The organism is Streptomyces sp. AC555_RSS877 (assembly GCF_019049245.1).
GTDB lineage: Bacteria > Actinomycetota > Actinomycetes > Streptomycetales > Streptomycetaceae > Streptomyces.
Genome location: NZ_JAGMUK010000018.1, coordinates 139,212 through 156,477, shown reverse-complemented (window position 1 = coordinate 156,477; position 17,266 = coordinate 139,212). Strand labels below are relative to the sequence as shown.

Annotated in this window: 12 protein-coding genes and 1 pseudogene; 3 read left to right on the top strand and 10 right to left on the bottom strand. The window is 71.3% G+C overall.

Translation table 11 applies throughout. The annotated features are described in order from the left end of the window. Positions 1–117 precede the first annotated feature (117 nt). Positions 118–1,134: a hypothetical protein gene (locus tag KUM49_RS08780; RefSeq protein ID WP_217236157.1), complete on the bottom strand. Its 1,017-nt coding sequence runs from the start codon at positions 1,132–1,134 to the stop codon at positions 118–120. A 275-nt stretch (positions 1,135–1,409) separates the two neighbouring features. Between KUM49_RS08780 and KUM49_RS08775 the strand changes: the two genes are divergently transcribed. The 3 genes from KUM49_RS08775 to KUM49_RS08765 all read left to right on the top strand — a co-directional run bounded on the left by KUM49_RS08775 (position 1,410) and on the right by KUM49_RS08765 (position 3,833). Further along, positions 1,410–2,300: an NAD(P)-dependent oxidoreductase gene (locus tag KUM49_RS08775; protein ID WP_217236156.1), complete on the top strand. Its 891-nt coding sequence runs from the start codon at positions 1,410–1,412 to the stop codon at positions 2,298–2,300. Positions 2,301–2,343: 43 nt separating this feature from the next. Next, on the top strand, positions 2,344–2,715 hold the full coding sequence (locus tag KUM49_RS08770) for an NTP pyrophosphohydrolase (RefSeq protein ID WP_217236155.1): 372 nt from the start codon (positions 2,344–2,346) through the stop codon (positions 2,713–2,715). Positions 2,716–2,933: 218 nt separating this feature from the next. Then, complete coding sequence (locus KUM49_RS08765) at positions 2,934–3,833, top strand: alpha/beta fold hydrolase (protein ID WP_217236154.1); 900 nt, start codon at positions 2,934–2,936, stop codon at positions 3,831–3,833. A 10-nt stretch (positions 3,834–3,843) separates the two neighbouring features. Here KUM49_RS08765 and fxsT read toward each other — a convergent pair whose 3' ends face one another. From fxsT to dxs, 9 genes and pseudogenes are all read right to left on the bottom strand, one after another. After that, a complete protein-coding gene (gene fxsT, locus KUM49_RS08760; protein ID WP_217236153.1) occupies positions 3,844–6,726 on the bottom strand; it encodes an FxSxx-COOH system tetratricopeptide repeat protein in 2,883 nt (960 codons plus the stop codon). A 425-nt stretch (positions 6,727–7,151) separates the two neighbouring features. Beyond that, a pseudogene (locus KUM49_RS50630) lies at positions 7,152–7,778 on the bottom strand (tyrosine-protein kinase family protein); the annotation flags it as partial. Next, positions 7,775–9,091 carry an FxsC protein gene (gene fsxC, locus KUM49_RS08755; RefSeq protein ID WP_217236152.1) on the bottom strand — a complete coding sequence of 439 codons (1,317 nt, stop codon included), beginning with the start codon at positions 9,089–9,091 and terminating at the stop codon, positions 7,775–7,777. The pseudogene KUM49_RS50630 and the gene fsxC, both read right to left, overlap by 4 nt. Beyond that, positions 9,091–9,753 (bottom strand): TIR-like protein FxsC, encoded by a 663-nt coding sequence (locus KUM49_RS08750; RefSeq protein WP_217236151.1) that lies wholly within the window; start codon positions 9,751–9,753, stop codon positions 9,091–9,093. Before KUM49_RS08750 ends, fsxC begins: the two co-directional genes overlap by 1 nt. Continuing rightward, positions 9,746–10,576, bottom strand: a complete 831-nt coding sequence (locus KUM49_RS08745) for an aminoglycoside N(3)-acetyltransferase (protein WP_217236150.1) — start codon at positions 10,574–10,576, stop codon at positions 9,746–9,748. Before KUM49_RS08745 ends, KUM49_RS08750 begins: the two co-directional genes overlap by 8 nt. Before the next feature lie 6 nt (positions 10,577–10,582). Next, positions 10,583–12,718, bottom strand: coding sequence for an FxsB family cyclophane-forming radical SAM/SPASM peptide maturase (locus tag KUM49_RS08740; protein ID WP_217236149.1), 2,136 nt, complete (start codon positions 12,716–12,718; stop codon positions 10,583–10,585). A 21-nt stretch (positions 12,719–12,739) separates the two neighbouring features. Then, positions 12,740–12,940 (bottom strand): hypothetical protein, encoded by a 201-nt coding sequence (locus KUM49_RS08735; RefSeq protein ID WP_217236148.1) that lies wholly within the window; start codon positions 12,938–12,940, stop codon positions 12,740–12,742. Between the two features lie 271 nt (positions 12,941–13,211). Further along, positions 13,212–14,735: an amino acid permease gene (locus KUM49_RS08730; RefSeq protein ID WP_217236147.1), complete on the bottom strand. Its 1,524-nt coding sequence runs from the start codon at positions 14,733–14,735 to the stop codon at positions 13,212–13,214. Between the two features lie 365 nt (positions 14,736–15,100). Beyond that, positions 15,101–17,029: a 1-deoxy-D-xylulose-5-phosphate synthase gene (gene dxs / locus KUM49_RS08725; protein WP_217236146.1), complete on the bottom strand. Its 1,929-nt coding sequence runs from the start codon at positions 17,027–17,029 to the stop codon at positions 15,101–15,103. Between the last annotated feature and the right edge of the window lie 237 nt (positions 17,030–17,266).

The following is a 17,266-nucleotide window of genomic DNA, read 5'->3' as shown; positions in this document are numbered from 1 at the left end:
AGGTTCTTAACGTGCCCCTCGTCACGCGCGCATCCATACAACCCTCTGCGCGCTTCAGGTGTCCCTGGTCCCTGGTTGCGTCATGCTTCACGGGACCACCGGCCGTCGGACTGGCCGTCAGACCTGTCGCCAGGCCTCCAGCGCGAGTCCCGGCTCGTCCTTGCGGCGAGTGAGAAGCAGCTGGCCGTCGGCCGGGGAGAGGGTGGCCGCGACGACCCGGTCGTCCTCGTCGACGGCCATCGACACCTCGGCGTCCGCGGGGAGTTGGGGCCCCGACTCGGTCCACCAGGCGCCCGCCGACTCCTGCTCGGTGGGGTACGCGGCGAAGGCCACCCGGCCGCTCGCGGAACGCTGGGCGAGCAGGGTGCAGTCGTGACCGTCGAGCTCACAGCGGACGGCGGAGACCGCGCCGGGGCCGGCGGAGGCGAGGAGCGTGACCGGCTTGGCGCCCGGACGCCAGGCGCACAGGTCGCCGGAGGTGTCGGCGAAGAAGAGGGTGGTGCTCTCGGGGGAGGTGGCGAGGGCACGCAGGGTACCCGGACGGACCGGCACCTCGATCGCCTCCTCCAGGACCGGCTGGGCATCGGGCTCCTCCTGATGCCAGTGCAGGAGACCGCCGGGGGTGGCCGCGTACAGCTCGACGCGCCCGGACTCCCCCGTCACGGCCGCCAACTCCCCCTGCACGTCACTCCCCTTGAGGTCGCTCCAGGGGTTCCAGCCGCCCTTCTCCTTCTGTGCGGTCATGCTCACGCCACCGCCCTTGTTCCGTACGAAGACGTGGGCGCGGCCCTGGGCGTCGACCGCGACGGCGGGCGTGCCGGTGCGGGCGCCCTTCTTGTCCGGGTGCCCGATCGGCACCCAGTCGAGGGCCGCGAGCCGGGGCCGGAAGTGCGTGGAGTGCACGAGGCCGGCCTCGCCGGACGCGGTGGGCCGCCAGGAGACCAGATGGGCGTATCCGTCGCCGCCCTGCCCGATCGCGAGCACGGGGTGCAGCTTCTGGTCGCCGCCCACCTTGCGGGCGGGTTCCCACGGGCCGCCGGGCCCGCGCTCGGCCCGGCACCGGACGACGTCACCCGCGGGCAGATACACACTGAGCCGGCCGTCGCGGCCGCGTATGAGCCAGTCGCCGTTCACCGGTTCACTCTAAGCGGATGGCATCACCCGACGTCTCCGGCCCCCCGGGCCGGGGGAGACATGGGTCCACAGCGGCTCTCACGGGCCCGTCAGGCGCACGGGAGCGGCGTGGTGGACGGGGCCCCCGCGGCACCGCCGCCCTCGGGGGACGTCAGCGCGGCGAGCGGCGGGTCTGGCCCTCGGCCGTCGCCGGGGACCGTCTCGTCGTCGCCCCGCACTCATCAGGCAGGCTGGTTCACAGCGACAGGCACGTACGAGGACAGGAAGTCGACGCCATGACCGACACCCGCACCGTGAGCGTTCTCGGCACCGGGATCATGGGGGCCGCGATGGCCCGCAACCTCGCCCGGGCCGGGCACACCGTCCGGGCCTGGAACCGCACCCGCGACAAGGCCGAACCCCTCGCCGCCGACGGCGCGTTCGTGGCCGACACGCCCGCCGAGGCCGTGCGGGGCGCCGACGTGGTCCTGACGATGCTGTACGACGGTCCCGCCGCCCTGGACGTGATGCGCGAGGCGGTGCCCGGGCTGCGTCCCGGCGTCGTCTGGGCGCAGTCGACGACCGCGGGCATCGAGGCGGTCGGCGAGCTGGCCGGCTTCGCCCGCGAGCACGAGCTCGTCTTCTTCGACGCGCCGGTGCTGGGCACCCGTCAGCCGGCGGAGGCCGGACAGCTGACCGTGCTGGCCGCAGGACCGGTCGAGGGCCGCGCCGCGGTGGCGCCGGTGTTCGACGCGGTCGGCGCGCGGACGGTGTGGACCGGCGAGGATGGCGCGGCCGGCTCCGCCACGCGCCTGAAGCTGGTCGCCAACAGCTGGGTCATCGCCGCCACGGCGGCGGCCGGCGAGGTACTGGCCCTCTCCCAGGCCCTCGGCGTCGATCCGCACAGCTTCCTCGGCCTCATCGCGGGCGGCCCGCTCGACATGGGCTACCTGCACGCCAAGGCCGCGCTCGTCCTCGACGGCCGGCTGACCCCGCCCCAGTTCGCGGTGGCCACCGCCGCCAAAGACGCCCGTCTCATCGTCGAGGCGGGCGAGCGCAACGGCGTACGGCTGGACGTGGCGCTCGCGAGCGCTGAGCGGCTGGAGCGGGCCGCCGCGCAGGGGCACGCCGACGAGGACATGGTGGCGGCGTACTTCGCCAGCTTCGACGAGAAGCGGGAGGACTGAACCGGCGTCCTGCTCCCCCATCGGCCGTGGGACCCTGGCCGGTATGGACGAGAACGCGCCGCTGCTCGTGATCGTGGACGCCGCGAACGTCGTCGGGTCGGTGCCCGACGGGTGGTGGCGGGACCGGCGGGGGGCCGCGGAGCGGCTGCGGGACCAGCTGGCGGCGGACGGGCTGCCGGGGCACTTCGGGGCGGTGGAGATCGTCCTGGTGGTCGAGGGCGCCGCCCGTGGAGTGGAGTCGGTACCGGGGGTGCGGGTCGAGGCCGCGCCGGGGAGCGGGGACGACCGGATGGTCGAGCTGGTCGCGGGCGCCGACGGGCGTCCGTGCCTGGTCGTGACGGCCGACCGGGAGCTGCGTCGCCGGGTGACGGAACTGGGGGCGGAGGTCACCGGGCCGCGTACCGTGCGCGGCTAGGCCCTCCGTGCCGTGCCCCGTCCGGCCCCGGAAGGGGGCCTTCTGTCCACGGGCCGACCCGCCAGAATAAGCATAAGCTGGCCTCGTTCGGTCAGAATTTCGACATTCTGGTCACTTTCCAGTGACGGGATGAAGCCGTCGCGAGAAGCTGAGTCGACGGGGCCCGTCGTTCTGAGAGGATTCCGGCACTCAGGACGGCCGGTGGACGGGAGGCAGGAGTGGCGCGTGCCGCTCGCAGCAGAGACGGGCGCGAGCTCGTTTTCGACTCCTGGGGTGATCCTCGAGGACACCCCGTCTTTTTGCTGCATGGAACCCCGGGCAGCCGTATGGGACCGCGCCCGCGGTCGATGGTGCTCTACCAGCTCGGCATCCATCTCATCGCCTACGACCGCCCCGGCTACGGCGGCTCCACCCGCAGGCCCGGCCGCCAAGTGGTCGACGCCGCCGAGGACGTCGAGGACATCGCCGCGTTCCTGAAGCTGGACGACTTCTCCGTCGTCGGCCGGTCCGGAGGCGGCCCGCACGCTCTCGCCTGCGCCGCGCGACTGCCCCACAAGGTGCGCAGCGCCGCCGTGCTGGTGAGCCTCGCACCGCCGGACGCCGAGGAGCTGGACTGGTTCGAGGGGATGACGGAGTCCAACGTCCGCGAGTACCGCAACGCCCGCGAGAACCTCACGCTGCTGCGGAGCACCCTGGTACAGAACGCGGACGCCATGCGGTCCGACCCGATGGCCGTGCTGAAGGACCTGGACGAGGAGCTGCCCGACGTCGACCGGCACGTCGTGGCGGACGCGGGCATCCGACGGATGCTGCACAAGAACTTCCAGGCCGGGATCAAACAGAGCGCGGACGGCTGGATCGACGACGCCGTCGCCTTCAGCATGTCGTGGGGCTTCGATCCGAAGGAGATCACCGTGCCGACCTTGTTGTGGCACGGCGAGAACGACGTGTTCTCCCCCGTCAACCACTTCACCTGGCTGGCCGGCAGGATCGAGCACGCCACCGTCGTCCTGCAGCCGTCTGCGGCGCACTTCGCGGCCGTTCCGGTGCTGCCCAAGGTGCTCGGCTGGCTCCGGGAACAGGCGAAGGCCGACGCCGCCGCCATCACGACGGCGTGAGCCCACTGCCTCAGATCGGGTGCGGATCGAGCTCCAGACCCACCCTCTGACCACTGCGCAGCCGCACCACCTTCGAATGCTGCCCGCCGAGCTTGGCGCTCAGGACCTCGAGGGTCTCCCGGGCCAGTTGCTCGGCCTCGGCGGTACGGCCGGTCTCCCGGAGCAGGACCGAGAGGTTGCCCAGGCAGGTGAGGGCCGTGGGATGGTCCGCGCCGAGACGGTCGCGCAACTCGCGGTGCGCCTGGCGGTAGTTGCGTTCGGCCTTGCCGGCGTCACCGAGGGCTGCCTCGGTGTTCGCCAGGTTCATCTGGCAGTTCATGCTGAAGGGGTGCTCGGGACCGAGTGTGGTCTGCAGCGCGGCACGGGCCTGCTCGCACACTTCACGGGCCGCGGCGAGCCTGCCGGTCGACAGCAGGTTGATGCTGTGGTTGACCGCGCACGCCAGCGTGTTGGGGTGGGTCTCCCCGAGCGCGGCGCGGAACCGTTCGAGCAGGTCGGCGGTCTCCGTGCAGGCCTCCTCGTGGCGTTCCGCCGCCGCGAGATGGCCCGCGAGCCCGAGCCGGACCACCAGCGTCTCCGGTGAGGCCTCGCTCAGGCGCCGCCGGCAGATGTCCAGCACGGCCTGGCTGAGGTCGACGGCCTCGTCCAGCCTGTCGAGCCGGCGCAGGGTGATGGCGAGGGCCTTCGCCGCCTCCAGCGCGGGGGGTGACTCCGGACCGAGTTCCACGGCCGTCTCATGGACGCTGCGCAGGACCTCGGCCGAGGCCTCGTACTCACCACAGGAACGCAGGTCGCGACCGAGGTTGATCAGGGAGAACAGGGTGTAGGGGTGCTTCGCGCCCAGCGTCAGGGCGCGCAGGTCGCAGTTGTCCTTGTCGACGGTCTGCGCCTCGAAGCAGTCCCCGGCCATGCGCATCGACACGGCCAGGTTGTTCGCCGCGAACAGAGTCCGGGGGTGGTCGTCGCCCAGGAGGTCGACGGACCGCTCGTAGGTCTCGCGGTCGATCTCCAGTGCCCTGCCGACCCGGCCCACGGCCCGCAGGTCCGCCGTGAGGCCGCCCGCCGTCATCAGGGTGTGCGCGTCGTCGTCGCCCAGGGCCTCGCGCTGTCGCTCGTAGACGTCCTGGTCGATGTCGAGCGCCCTGCTGTACCAGCCCTGGAAGCGCAGCACGTTGGCGATCTCGAAGCGCAAATGGAGGGTCCAGCGGTCGTTCGGTCCCGCCTCCTTCTGCCAGATGACCAGCAGCTCCTCCGCGAGCGACATGGCCTCCGCGTACTCGCCGCGGGCCCGCAGATACCGCAGCCACTCGGTCATCAGACGCCGGATCCGGTCGTCGAGCGAGTACTTGGTCCACGGTGTCTTGAGGTGGGGCCAGATCATGTTGTAGCGGGACCAGTTCCCCGGGCGTTCCACGTCGCCCTCGGAAGGGCGCGCGCCACTGAGCACGTTGCGCACGCAGCGCAGCGCCGACTCCTGTTCCTCGTCGGACATCGACGAACGCACCGCGGCCTGCACGAGCCGGTGCACCTGGATGCTGCGGCTCTTGCGGTCGACCTTGGCCAGGGCGTAGCGGTGCAGCTGCCGGATGGCCCGCGACACCAGCGCCGTGCCGTCGCTGCCCGGCTGGACCTCGCTGAGGGATTCGGCCATCTCCTTGCCGTGCACCAGGTCGAAGGAGATGGGGTCCGCACCGAAATGGGCGCACAGCTGCAACAGCCGCCGGGCGACCGGCGAGTTGAGCTGCTGGATGGAGATGTTCCAGGTCGCGCCCACCTGCAGCGGGTAGGTCCGGACGTCGGCGGCCGCCTCCAGCGTCGCCAGCTGCGGCTGGAGCAGTTCGAGGTACTCGGCGGCGTCCTGTCCGGTCTCGTTCAGCCAGGCGGCCGCCTGGTCGACGGCCAGCGGCAGGTCGCCCAACGCCTCCGCGACCCGGTCCGCGTCCTCCGCGCTGATGGCGGACACCCGGTGCAGGAGGTGCTCGATGCTCTCGGCGCGGGAGAAGACGTCGACCTCGACCCGCTCGCCGATCTGCGCCCAGCCCTCGTTGCGCGTGGTGATCAGTACGTGGCCGACGGGGCTGTTGACCAGCAGGCGCTCGATGGACTCGGGAGTCGTCGCGTTGTCGAAGACCAGCAGCCAGCGGTCGTACGTCGTGCCTCTGCGCAGCGCGTTGCGCACCGCGTCGGCCGTGGCACTGATGCTGTCCCGTTCCTCGATGCCGAGATGGGGGGCGAGTTCGGAGTACTGGCGCAGCGCGAGGTCGCCGAACTCCGCCTCGATCCACCAGACCACGTCGTAGTTGCCGCGGTAGCGGTGCGCGTACTCGGTGGCCAGCTGGGTCTTGCCGACGCCTCCCATGCCGTGCAGGAGGGTGGCGGTGCCGGAGTCCTCGAGCCGCAGCCGCAGGTTCTCCAGAACCTCGGCGCGTCCGGTGAAGGCCGCGTTGCGCACGGGAACGGACCATACGGGCGGCTCCGCTCCCGGGAAGCGCGGGCCGCCGGCGGAGGCGTCCGCGGGATGCTCGCCCTGGACCACCTGGGCGTCCAGGGCCCGCAAGAGGACGCTCCTGGCCTGCGCCTCGGTCATGTTGGCCAGATGGATCGGCTTGCGGTCCGAGAACGGGTGCCCCAGCCGCACGTCGCTGACCTGGATCGGCACCAGGGTGCGCCGCGATCCCATCGGGTCGGCCGCGGCCACCGCCTCCCACACCGCCCTGGCCTGGGGGGATTTCTGGTAGGCGGCGGACAGCACGGCCACCGTGCGGGAGGCACCGCGCACGTTGCTGTCGGTGTCGTCGCGGAGCAGGGCACCGGCGGCCGATCCGTCCTCGGAACGGGCGTCGCCGACGGTGAAGCCCGCGTCGCTGATAACCGCCCGATCCAGTCCGCCCACATCCGGTCCTCGGGCACATGGCTCAGGAACACATGGGTGGGGTCCGGCGGCCGGCGGCGCACGACGGCCTTGAGGTAGCTCTGCCGCTCCTCGTCGGTCATCGGGGCGAGCCGGCTCACTTCGCCCTCCGTGATGACCGAGGTCAGCCGTTCACAGGCCGCGAGCAGGGAAGCGGGGGTCTCCGGCTCGTCGCGGAAGGTCGCCAGGATCTCCTCGTAGGCGTACGTGGGCTTGTACGGCACCTCCACCTTGCCCCAGTAGCCGCGCGGATCGACGTGCGGGGTCCGCGCGAGCAGCTGGTCGAAGGTGCGCCGGACCTTGGCCCGCGCGGCCTCCAGCCGGTCCGCCTCGGAGTCCTCCACCCGCATGGGCACCGGCAGGATCCGGATGCGCCGGTCGCGGTAGGTGTCCTCCACCCTGCGGGCGACGGCCGCGGCGCCTTCGATGCTCTGGTCGTTGTGGGTGAAGCAGTTCACCAGCACGTCGGGGAAGTGGATGGTGCAGATGTCGGAGATGTCGCTCAGGCCGGTACGGCTGTCGACGAGGACGTAGTCGTAGCCGCGCCGGAACTGGACGCACAGGGCGTCCAGGAACTGTCCGCCGTACTGCTCCTCGTAGAAGCGGTTCCAGTTGAACTGGGAGAAGATGGAAGAGTAGTTGCGGTCCTGGCGGCCCGCCGAGACGTAGTCCAGCCGGCCCTCGCCGGGGAAGTTCCACTGCAGCGGGGAGACCGCCTTGGCGATGTCGGCCTGCTCGGTGATCCATCCCTCGTCGACCTGGGCACCGTGCAGGGACTCGACCTTCAGCATGTAGTCGTTGATGAGGTCCAGCACTCCGGGGCGGTCGCGCAACGCGTTCGGTTCCAGGAACGGGCTCAGGAAGCGGTCCAGTCCCGGCGCCTCCAGGTCCCAGTCGACCACCAGGACCCGCTTGCCCTGCGAGGCCGTGATCCAGGCGGTGTTGGCCAGCGTCATGGTGCGACCGGTGCCGCCCTTGTAGCTGTAGAACGTGACGATCTTGCCGCCGTCGGGGCTGGGGAGTACGCCGGTCACGGTTGGGCCTCCTGGTCACCCTGGGAATCGGCCTGGTCCAAGGCGGGGGCGACCGGTCCGCCGGACGCGGCCTGGGGCCGCTCCGTCGACGCCGAGGGCCTGGTCGAGGATCGTAGCGGAACGCGGTTGAGGTATTGCTGGGCCGCGCTGTCGGCGAGCTCCATGAAACGGGAGTTGAACGCCTCCGAGTTGTCGATGCCGGCCACGGCGGCCCGCTGGATGGCCCGGCCCGTGCTCAGCCGCCTGGGCAGCGCGGACCTCAGCAGCGCGCCGAGTTCCCCGCGCGCGTGCCTGGTCTGCGGGTCGTCGGCCAGCGGGGTCAGCACGGTCACCCAGGGCAGGTCGCGGGCGTCGAAGGCGCGCAGCCGGTCCATGGCGGCGGGGTCGAGCAGGATCCAGGGGTCGAGGATCAGCACCCAGGGGCTCCTGGTCTCACGCTCCCCGAAGAACACCGACTCGGCCTCGTCGTACGTGCGGATCTCGGGGGAGAACCCGAGGTTGCGGGCCAGTTCAGCGGTGCGTTCGGCCAGCGGGATGCTGACGCCGTCGCTGAAGGGCTGCCAGTCCCGTGGCTCGCGGCCGTACTTGGTGTCCCTGCGGTCGGGCGGCAGGTGGTGGATGTCCGGCGCGAGCACGGCGATGCCCAGCGGGTGCCAGGACGAGGCGGCGAACGCGTCCGGTACGGCGTCCAGATCGGCGAAGGCGCCCTTCTCCGGCAGGGGTTCGGGTGCGCGGCCGGCCGCCTGTACGACGCACTGGGCGATCCTGCGGACGCACTGGTCGTAGTACTCCGGGTGGTCGACGTCCTTTCGCAACCCGTACAGGCCGCCCTCCGCGTAGAGGTTCAGCGCTTCGTCGTCCACCCGCAGCGGTGCCGCCGGCCGCTCGGGCACGGGCAGGTCCAGGTCGACGACCACGGGGCGCGCGGTGGTCGGCACCGGCGTCCACAACGCCGGAATGAGTCTGCCGCGAGGAGAGCGGTGGGTGAAGGCGTACCACTGCCGGCCGCAGTACACGTCGGTGAAGTAGCGGCGCGTGATCAGGGGAACGAAGCTGTGGCAACGGTGCAGGGCGCGCGCCGTGTCGGGCCCGCCGCGGTCGGCTGCGTCCAGATAGCCGACGCAGCCGGCCGCCGAGGATCCGCTCATCGTGAGGACCGCCCTGGTCAGGTCGTTGTAGAACTCCTTCACGTTCTTGTCGGCCGCCGGGCGGTCGGTGTCCCCGCCTCCGCCCGGCGGGGGCACGGGGGCGTAGCTGAGAAAGAAGTGGGGCGCCCAGTCGCGCACGCCTTGTGTGAAACGGCTGCCGAGCATCAGCGCTCCTCCCCCGCGGAACCGGTCAGGGAGTCGAAGAGGTCGTCGAAGACGCCCGGATCGCACGGTTCCAGGCGAGCGCTCACCGCGACCTCGACGATTTTCTGGGCGAGTTGGAAGACCACCTTGGAGAAGGCCCCACGACGTCCGTGGGCCTGCAGGCCGAGCAGCCCCGCCTGCGCGTACTCGTCGCCGAAGTCCTGGTGGGTGTACTGCAGTTCGGAGTAGGGCGGGGGGATCTCGTCGGGTCGCAGCGGGTTCCACAGGACGGGGACGATGGCGTTGCGGGTGAAGGTGCCCCGTTCGCGGTGGAGTTCCTGCCGCCGCTGGAAGCACTCCCATTCCAGGGCGCACCACTCGCTGGTGAACAGGCGACGGGACAGGACCGGAACGAGGACCTGGCACCGTGCGAGGCGGCCCTTCAGTTCGTCCTGCCAGGCGCTGCCCAGCGGAATGCGACGGTCGAGGTAGACCGCGGGGATCTTGGCGTCCAGGTCGGTGAGCTCCATCAGGTCGCCGGTCAGCTTGGCGTGGAAGCGCAGCAGTCGTTCGTCCGGCGGTCTGTCGCTCTCCGGCACGTGCGGAGTGCGGCCGTAGCTGAGGAACCCGTAGGGCTGCTGGACGCTGCTGCGCGGCTCGTCGCGGGTGCGGCTCTCATGCACGGTCGGCCTCCGCGGAGAGGCCTCGGGGCGCGGGACGGCCCGCGGCCATCCGGTCGGCGGCGGCGTCGACGGCCCAGCGCAGCGGGAACAGCCGGCTGTCGGCCGCGCCGATCCGGCCCCGGACGACCGGGCCACGGCCGGCAGGCAGGGACAGCTCCAGCCGTCTGCCGAGCTCCGCGAAGTCACTGTCGTCGAGGTCGACGTCGACGAAGTCCGTCCAGCGCGGACCGTCCTCGGTCAGCAGCCGGCAGTCGTAGCGTCGGCGGACCGCGCCGGGCTGCCGGTACTCGGCCAGGTGGAACGCCGAGCAGGCCTCGAACCCGACGCCCAGCAGCAGGACGTACGCCTCCTCGTCGTACAGACGGCCGAGGGGGGACCGCTCGCCCAGCAGACAGTCCAGGGCGTGCCCGGCGGTGATCCGGCGGGCCCTGGGTCCGAGCGCGGCGAAGGACGTCTGCGGGTGCGTGCTGCGCACGGCTCCCGGGGTGGTCCGCACCTCCTCCGCCAGCCGTCCCATGCCGTCGGAGGGTGTGGAAGCCGCGCTGAAGGGCTCCATGTTCCTACGGTAGGACAGGAGTTGACTCCATGTCAGGCCTCGGGTCATGCGGACATACGTCCGTGATGTCAGCGAATTCCCCTCGGTGAACGTGGGCACCACCAGGGTGCCGTCGGGACCGAGCGCCGCCCGCAGCGCGCGCAGTACCGCGCGGCCGCCGCCGGGTACGGGGCCGACGGACCGCAGGGACGCGTGCACCAGCAGTGTCATGGCCTTCTCCACGCCGAGTGCCCGCAGGTCCGCGGTGAGGCAGGCCTCCGTGGGCATCCTCCGTCAGCCTCGTAGCCTGGCGGCCATCCGGCGCCCGTACGCGGTGAGGCCGTCGTCGGGGATCGCTGTGGCCGGGACGCGGTCCAGGTACGCGGACCGGAGGCCTTCTGTGGACACGTCGCTGCCGGCGAGATCGAACAGGTCCAACAGGGCGTTGAACTTCACCTGTTGCACTCCTTCCACGATCAGCCCGGCCAGCGCCTGGGCGGTGTCCGGCAGGGCCAGCCCCAGGGCGCCGAAGGCGTGCGGATCGACTGCTACGGCTCCTTGTCCGGCTGCCCCGCGCACCGGGGTGCACGCGGTGAGCAGGGCGCGGACTCCCGGCGCACGGTGGGCGTGCCGGGCGCGCAGGTGCGCGGTGGCGTCGGCGAACAGCCGGATCCACCGGATGTGGGCCGCCTCGTCCATTCGGGGTTCGGGCTCGGCCGGGAAGCCGTCGCGGTAGGGGTCGCCGTCCTCCAGCAGGATGGTGGTCCCCCACGCGGGAACGTGGCGTGCGGGTTCCCAGCCGATGCCGAGGGGCGCGCTCTCGCTGACGGGGAGGGGCTTCCCGCCCGGGACGGCGGTCAGCAGCCCGCCTTCGTGCGCGACCAGCGCGACGGGCCCGTGGCCGGGCGCCAGGGTCAGCCGCCCGAATCCCGGCAGGTGGGCCTGGAGCGCCTGCTCCGGCAGTTCGAACCGGAACCCGGTGCCTGCCCGAAGCGCCACCGCCACGGCGATCTCGCCGAGTCGCTGCCGGACCGCATCCGGTGGCACCCGTTCTTCCAGGCTCCGCACCGCCCAGGTGCCGAGGTGCGGATGGCGCAGGGTCTCGGCGGTCTCACGGGGCCGGTGCCGGTCCAGCCGGGTCAGGGCACTCGCCTCGGGGCCCGGGTGGCGGGCGCACACCGCGCCGAGCAGCATCCGGCGCACGCTGGCCTCGGCGGCGACGAGGGCGCGCAGCGCGTCGCCGCTCCCGTCGCCCGCGGCGAGGGAGTCGAAGCCGTGCGCGGTCAGCGTGTGCGGGCGGCGAACCGGCCGTGGGCGCGGGGACCGCAGCACGTGTCCGATCAGCCGGAAGAGGTCCTCGCAGTAGACCGAGGGGTTGTCGAAGCCGTTGTCCGACCGGTGGCGGTGGCCGTACAGGCCGCCCCCGCAGATCCGCACCACGGAACAGTCCCGGCACTGCCGGCTCAGGGCGTCCGCTCCCCCGCTCCGCGCCAGGAAGCCGGGGTGGGCGGCCGCCTCGTCGAACGTGTGCCGCAGGACGTGGAATCCGGTGCGAGGCGCGCCGTGTCCGGCCGTCTTGAGCCAGTCGGCCTGCTCGATCTCCCCGTCGGTCTCGACGACGACCAGGTCGGGGCTGCCGAGGCCGAGCGACTCGGTGAAGGACTCCTGCCCGTCCTGCCCGGCCTCGATCGAGTCGAAGAGACGGACCGGGAAGGGTCTGCCGGCGGCACTCCAGCGGTCGTGGACGGTGATCAGCCAGCGCGCGTGGGCGGCGGGGGCGGCGGCGTCCCGCGGGGGCGGCCGGTCCCATGTGGCGTGCGGCAGCAGGAAGTCCACCCGCGGCGGGTCGAGCGCGGCCAGGGCGTCGTAGACGGCGGCCGGGTCGTTGCGCACGTCGACGGTGCACAGCAGGCCGGCGAAGGCGCTGCGGTAGGGAGGGGAGCCGATGAGCCGTACGGCTGTGACGACGGCTTCGTAGGAGCCGGTGCCGTTCGCCCGCTTACGGTGACGGTCGTTGGCGGCTCGGTCGCCGTCGAGGGAGATCCCGGTGCTGATCCGTTCCTGCACCAGCATGCGGCACAGGTCCTCGTCCAGGCGCAGGCCGTTGGTCTGCATGCGCAGGTCGAGTTCGCACACGCCGGCCAGCGCGGAACGCAGCTGCTGGGCGAGCCGGGCCAGTCGCTCGCGTCCGGCGAGCAGGGGCTCGCCGCCGTGCAGGATGACGTGCACGCGCCCAAGTTCGGGGTGGGCCCCGGCGTGTTCGGCGATCCGTGACACCACGGCCGTCGCCACCTCGTCCGACATCACCTGCGGCCGGCGCCGCCAGCTCTGGTCGGCGTGCCGGTAGACGTAGCAGTGATCGCAGGCCAGGTCGCATCTGCTGTGCACCTTGAGGACGAACTGGCGGAACGCTCTTGTCCCGGCGGTCATCGGCGCATGGTGTCCGGTCGGTCAGATGCCGGAGTTGAAGCCGGGGCCCGGCCGCCGCCCCGAGGGCAGCAGTCTGCTCAGGGTCCGGTGGTCGACCTCGCCCAGACCGTCCAGCGGGATGACGCCGCAATCGGGGATGCGGGTGGTGCACTGCGGCGGCTGCGGGTGCCCTGCCGGTAACCCGTCCAGAACCGCATCCGAAACCTCTCCGGCGTTCGTCATCGCGGTCTCCTTCTCCGGTTCGTGGAATCGCGTGTCGAACGGATCCCCACCGAGTGGAATCGCACTGAGCGGTCGAGAGGGGCACGTCGTCACCGCTTCACCCATCATCGGGGCCGTTTCCGCTCAGTGACAAGGGTGGCAAAGGTAGCTTACGAGCCAGCTTTCGTACGGTGCCGGTCAATTCCGGTCAGACGGCGCGGGTGGCACGTGATCCGGCCCCGTAGGCGCCGCCGAGCGGGACCTACGGGGCCGGTGGGGGCACCGCGGCCGACTACGCCGTGCCGCCGTTCGGCGGCTTGGCCGCCTGGCCGGCCGTGGTCTGCTCCTGCCGCCCGAGACGGCTGTGGGAGCGGCCGTAGACGAAGTACACGACGAAGCCGATCGCCATCCAGACGGCGAACCGCAGCCAGGTCTCGGCGGGCAGGTTGAGCATCAGCCACAGCGACGCGCACACCGACAGGATCGGGATGAACGGCACCCACGGGGTGCGGAAGGCCCGGTGCAGGTCGGGGCGGGACTTGCGGAGGATGATCACGCCGATCGCGACGACCACGAAGGCGAACAGCGTGCCGATGTTCACCAGCTCGGCGAGTTCGCTCAGGGGCGTGAAGCCGGCGAGGATCGCGATGAGCACGCCCAGCAGGATGGTCGGCCGGTGCGGGGTCTTGAACCGCGGGTGGACCTGGGAGAAGAAGCGCGGCAGCAGTCCGTCGCGGCTCATCGCGAAGAAGACGCGGGTCTGGCCCAGCAGCAGGATCATGCAGACGGTGGTGAGGCCGACGGCGGCGCCGAAACTGATGAAGCCCGCGAACCAGGGGTGTCCGGTGGCCTTGAAGGCGTCGGCGAGCGGGGCGGTCACGGACAGGTCGGTGTAGTGCTGCATGCCGGTCACCACGATCGACACCAGGACGTACAGCGTGGTGCAGATGATGAGGGAGCCCAGGATGCCGCGGGGCATGTCCCGCTGCGGGTTCTTGGTCTCCTCGGCGGCCGTGGCCACGACGTCGAAACCGATGAAGGCGAAGAAGACGACCGACGCGGCCGTGAAGATGCCCATCACACCGAAGTTGGACGGCGCCCAGCCGAACATCAGCTGGATGAGCGGGGACTGGAGACTGTCCCCCGCCGGCACCTCCTGCGCCTTCGGGATGAACGGGTCGTAGTTGTCGCCCTTGATGAAGAAGGCGCCGGCGACGATCACCGTCAGGACGACCGTCACCTTGATGGCGACGACCAGCGAGGTGACGCGCGCGGAAAGCTTGGTGCCGAGCACGAGGATGCCGGTGAGCACCAGAACGAGCGCGGCGGCGAGGATGTCGAAGCCGAAACCCTCGGCGCCGTCTCTGACGCCGAGCGCCGCCGGCAGGTGCCAGCCGGCGTTGTCCAGCAGCGAGGCGACGTAGCCGGACCAGCCGACGGCGACCACCGCGGTGCCGAGCGCGAACTCCAGGACCAGGTCCCAGCCGATGATCCAGGCGGGCAGTTCGCCGAGTGAGGCGTACGAGAAGGTGTACGCCGATCCGGCCACCGGGACCGTCGAGGCGAACTCGGCGTAACACAGCGCGGCGAGCGCGCAGACGACCCCGGCCACCGCGAAGGCCAGGGCGACGGCGGGACCGGCGTTGTTCTTGGCGACGGTGCCGGTCAGGACGAAGATGCCGGTGCCGATGATGACGCCGACGCCGAAGACGGTCAGGTCCAGCGCGGACAAGGACTTCTTGAGCGCGTGCTCTGGTTCCTCGGTATCGAGGATGGACTGCTCGACCTTCTTCGTCCGGAAGAGGGTGCTGCTCACGGGATACCTCCCACGCTTGTCGTCCTCGACATGATCGAGAGGGGGCGTACTGCGTATGCCCCGGCGCGGGCGGATTCACGCCAATGGGCCGGTTCCACCACCCCTCACGGTGGCGGAACCGGCCCATCCGGCCTATCTGCTGCGGCTAGGTCCTGTCCGGCGGATCATGCCGCAGACGCGGGGCCTGGCACGCCGATCTGCCGCGTTGTCGTCGATTGCCGACTCCCCCACTCTCGACCTCGCTCGAGCGGGGCCCCCATCGCGTCGACGCCCTCCTCCGCCTTGCAGCTCGACGCACCAGGCCCCGCTCACCTGCGTCGACGAGGCGCCGCGCATTTCCTGCGACCTGATCCGCCGAACAGGCCCTAGTCGCGCGCGGGTTCCACCGCGTCGACCTCGGCCGCCGTGCTGCCGTACCGGCCGTCCAGCTTGGACACCAGTCCGGTGACCTGGCGGGCGATGTCGGGGGCGGTGAGCCCGATCTCCGCCATCACCTCGGCGCGGGAGGCGTGGTCGAGGAAGCGCGGCGGGATGCCGAAGTCCCGCAGCGGGACGTCGACGCCCGCGTCCCGCAGGGCCTGCGCGATCGTCGAACCGACGCCGCCGACGCGGGAGTTGTCCTCGACGGTGACGACCACGCGGTGCCGCTCGGCGAGCGGGGCCATGGCCTCGTCGACGGGCTTGACCCAGCGCGGGTCGACGACGGTGGTGGAGATGCCCTGCTTGTCGAGGAGGTTCGCGATCTCCAGGCACATGGGCGCCAGCGCGCCCACGGAGACGAGGAGCACGTCCGGCGTGTCGGTGCCGGGCTCGCGCAGCACGTCCATGCCGCCGACCCGGCCCACGGCGGGTACGGCGGGGCCGACGGCGCCCTTGGAGAAGCGGACCACGGTCGGCGCGTCGTCGACGGTGACGGCCTCGCGCAGCTGGGCGCGGACCTGGTCGGCGTCGCGCGGGGCGGCGAGCCTGAGGCCGGGGACGACCTGGAGGATCGACATGTCCCACATGCCGTTGTGGGAGGCACCGTCGGTGCCGGTGACACCGGCCCGGTCCAGCACGAACGTCACCCCGCACTTGTGCAGGGCGACGTCCATGAGGACCTGGTCGAAGGCGCGGTTGAGGAAGGTGGCGTACACCGCGAACACCGGATGCACACCGCCCGTGGCGAGGCCCGCCGCGGAGACGGCGGCGTGCTGCTCGGCGATGCCGACGTCGTAGACCCGCTCCGGGAAGGCCTTGGCGAACTTGTCGAGGCCGACCGGCTGCAGCATGGCGGCCGTGATCGCGACGATGTCCTCGCGCTCCTTGCCGAGCTCGACCATCTCCTCACCGAACACGGAGGTCCAGTCGGCGCCGGAGGTGGAGATCGGCAGGCCGGTGTCGGGGTGGATCTTGCCGACGGCGTGGAAGCGGTCCGCCTCGTCCTGGAGGGCGGGCTGGTAGCCGCGGCCCTTCTCGGTGAGGCAGTGCACGATGACGGGCCCGCCGAAGCGCTTGGCACGCGCCAGCGCGGACTCCAGGGCCTCGATGTCGTGGCCGTCGATCGGACCGACGTACTTCAGGCCGAGGTCCTCGAACATGCCCTGCGGCGCGATGAAGTCCTTGAGGCCCTTCTTGGCCCCGTGGAGGGTCTCGTACAGCGGCCTGCCGACGACGGGCGTCCGCTCCAGCACCTCCTTGGTACGGGCGAGGAAGCGCTCGTAGCCGTCGGTGGTGCGCAGCGTCGCGAGGTGGTTGGCGAGGCCGCCGATGGTCGGCGCGTACGACCGCTCGTTGTCGTTGACGACGATGACCAGCGGGCGGTCCTTGGCGTCGGCGATGTTGTTGAGCGCCTCCCAGGCCATACCGCCGGTCAGGGCGCCGTCACCGATCACGGCGACCACGTGGTCGTCGCGTTTGAGGATCTGGTTGGCCTTGGCGATGCCGTCGGCCCAGCCGAGGACCGTGGAGGCGTGGCTGTTCTCGATGACGTCGTGCTCGGACTCGGCCTGCGAGGGGTAGCCGGACAGGCCGCCCTTCATCTTCAGCTTCGAGAAGTCCTGACGGCCGGTGAGCAGCTTGTGCACGTAGGACTGGTGGCCGGTGTCCCAGAGCACCTTGTCCCTGGGCGAGTCGAACACCCGGTGCATGGCGATGGTGAGCTCGACCACACCGAGGTTGGGGCCGAGGTGGCCGCCGGTCTTGGAGACGGCGTCGACGAGGAAGGTCCGGATCTCCTCGGCCAGCTGGTCCAGCTGCTCCAGGCTGAGCCGGTCCAGATCGCGCGGTCCCCTGATGCGGGTCAGCAGCGGCACCCGTGCCTCCTTGCAGTAGAGCTGTTGCCGGGCTTGTCGAGTCTAATGTTCCGCCTTCGTGGCCCGCGCCCGGGCGGTGCGTGATACGTCACGCGATCGGCTGTACCCAAGATGCGACGCTCCTACGACATGACTGTTGCCCGGCACCTTTCGGTGCCGGGCAACAGTGGTCCCCCAGGGGTGCGGGGAACTGCGCGACCAGCCACGCACGGCCGGTCAGCCGTCAGAACACCGCAC

Bases quoted from the DNA above. Each gene is read 5' to 3' on its own strand.
- KUM49_RS08775 (WP_217236156.1), top strand. From the start codon at position 1,410: ATGACCGACACCCGCACCGTGAGCGTTCTCGGCACCGGGATCATGGGG.
- KUM49_RS08770 (WP_217236155.1), top strand. From the start codon at position 2,344: ATGGACGAGAACGCGCCGCTGCTCGTGATCGTGGACGCCGCGAACGTC.
- fsxC (WP_217236152.1), bottom strand. From the start codon at position 9,091: ATGCTCGGCAGCCGTTTCACACAAGGCGTGCGCGACTGGGCGCCCCAC.
- KUM49_RS08745 (WP_217236150.1), bottom strand. From the start codon at position 10,576: ATGCCCACGGAGGCCTGCCTCACCGCGGACCTGCGGGCACTCGGCGTG.
- KUM49_RS08740 (WP_217236149.1), bottom strand. From the start codon at position 12,718: ATGACCGCCGGGACAAGAGCGTTCCGCCAGTTCGTCCTCAAGGTGCAC.
- KUM49_RS08735 (WP_217236148.1), bottom strand. From the start codon at position 12,940: ATGACGAACGCCGGAGAGGTTTCGGATGCGGTTCTGGACGGGTTACCG.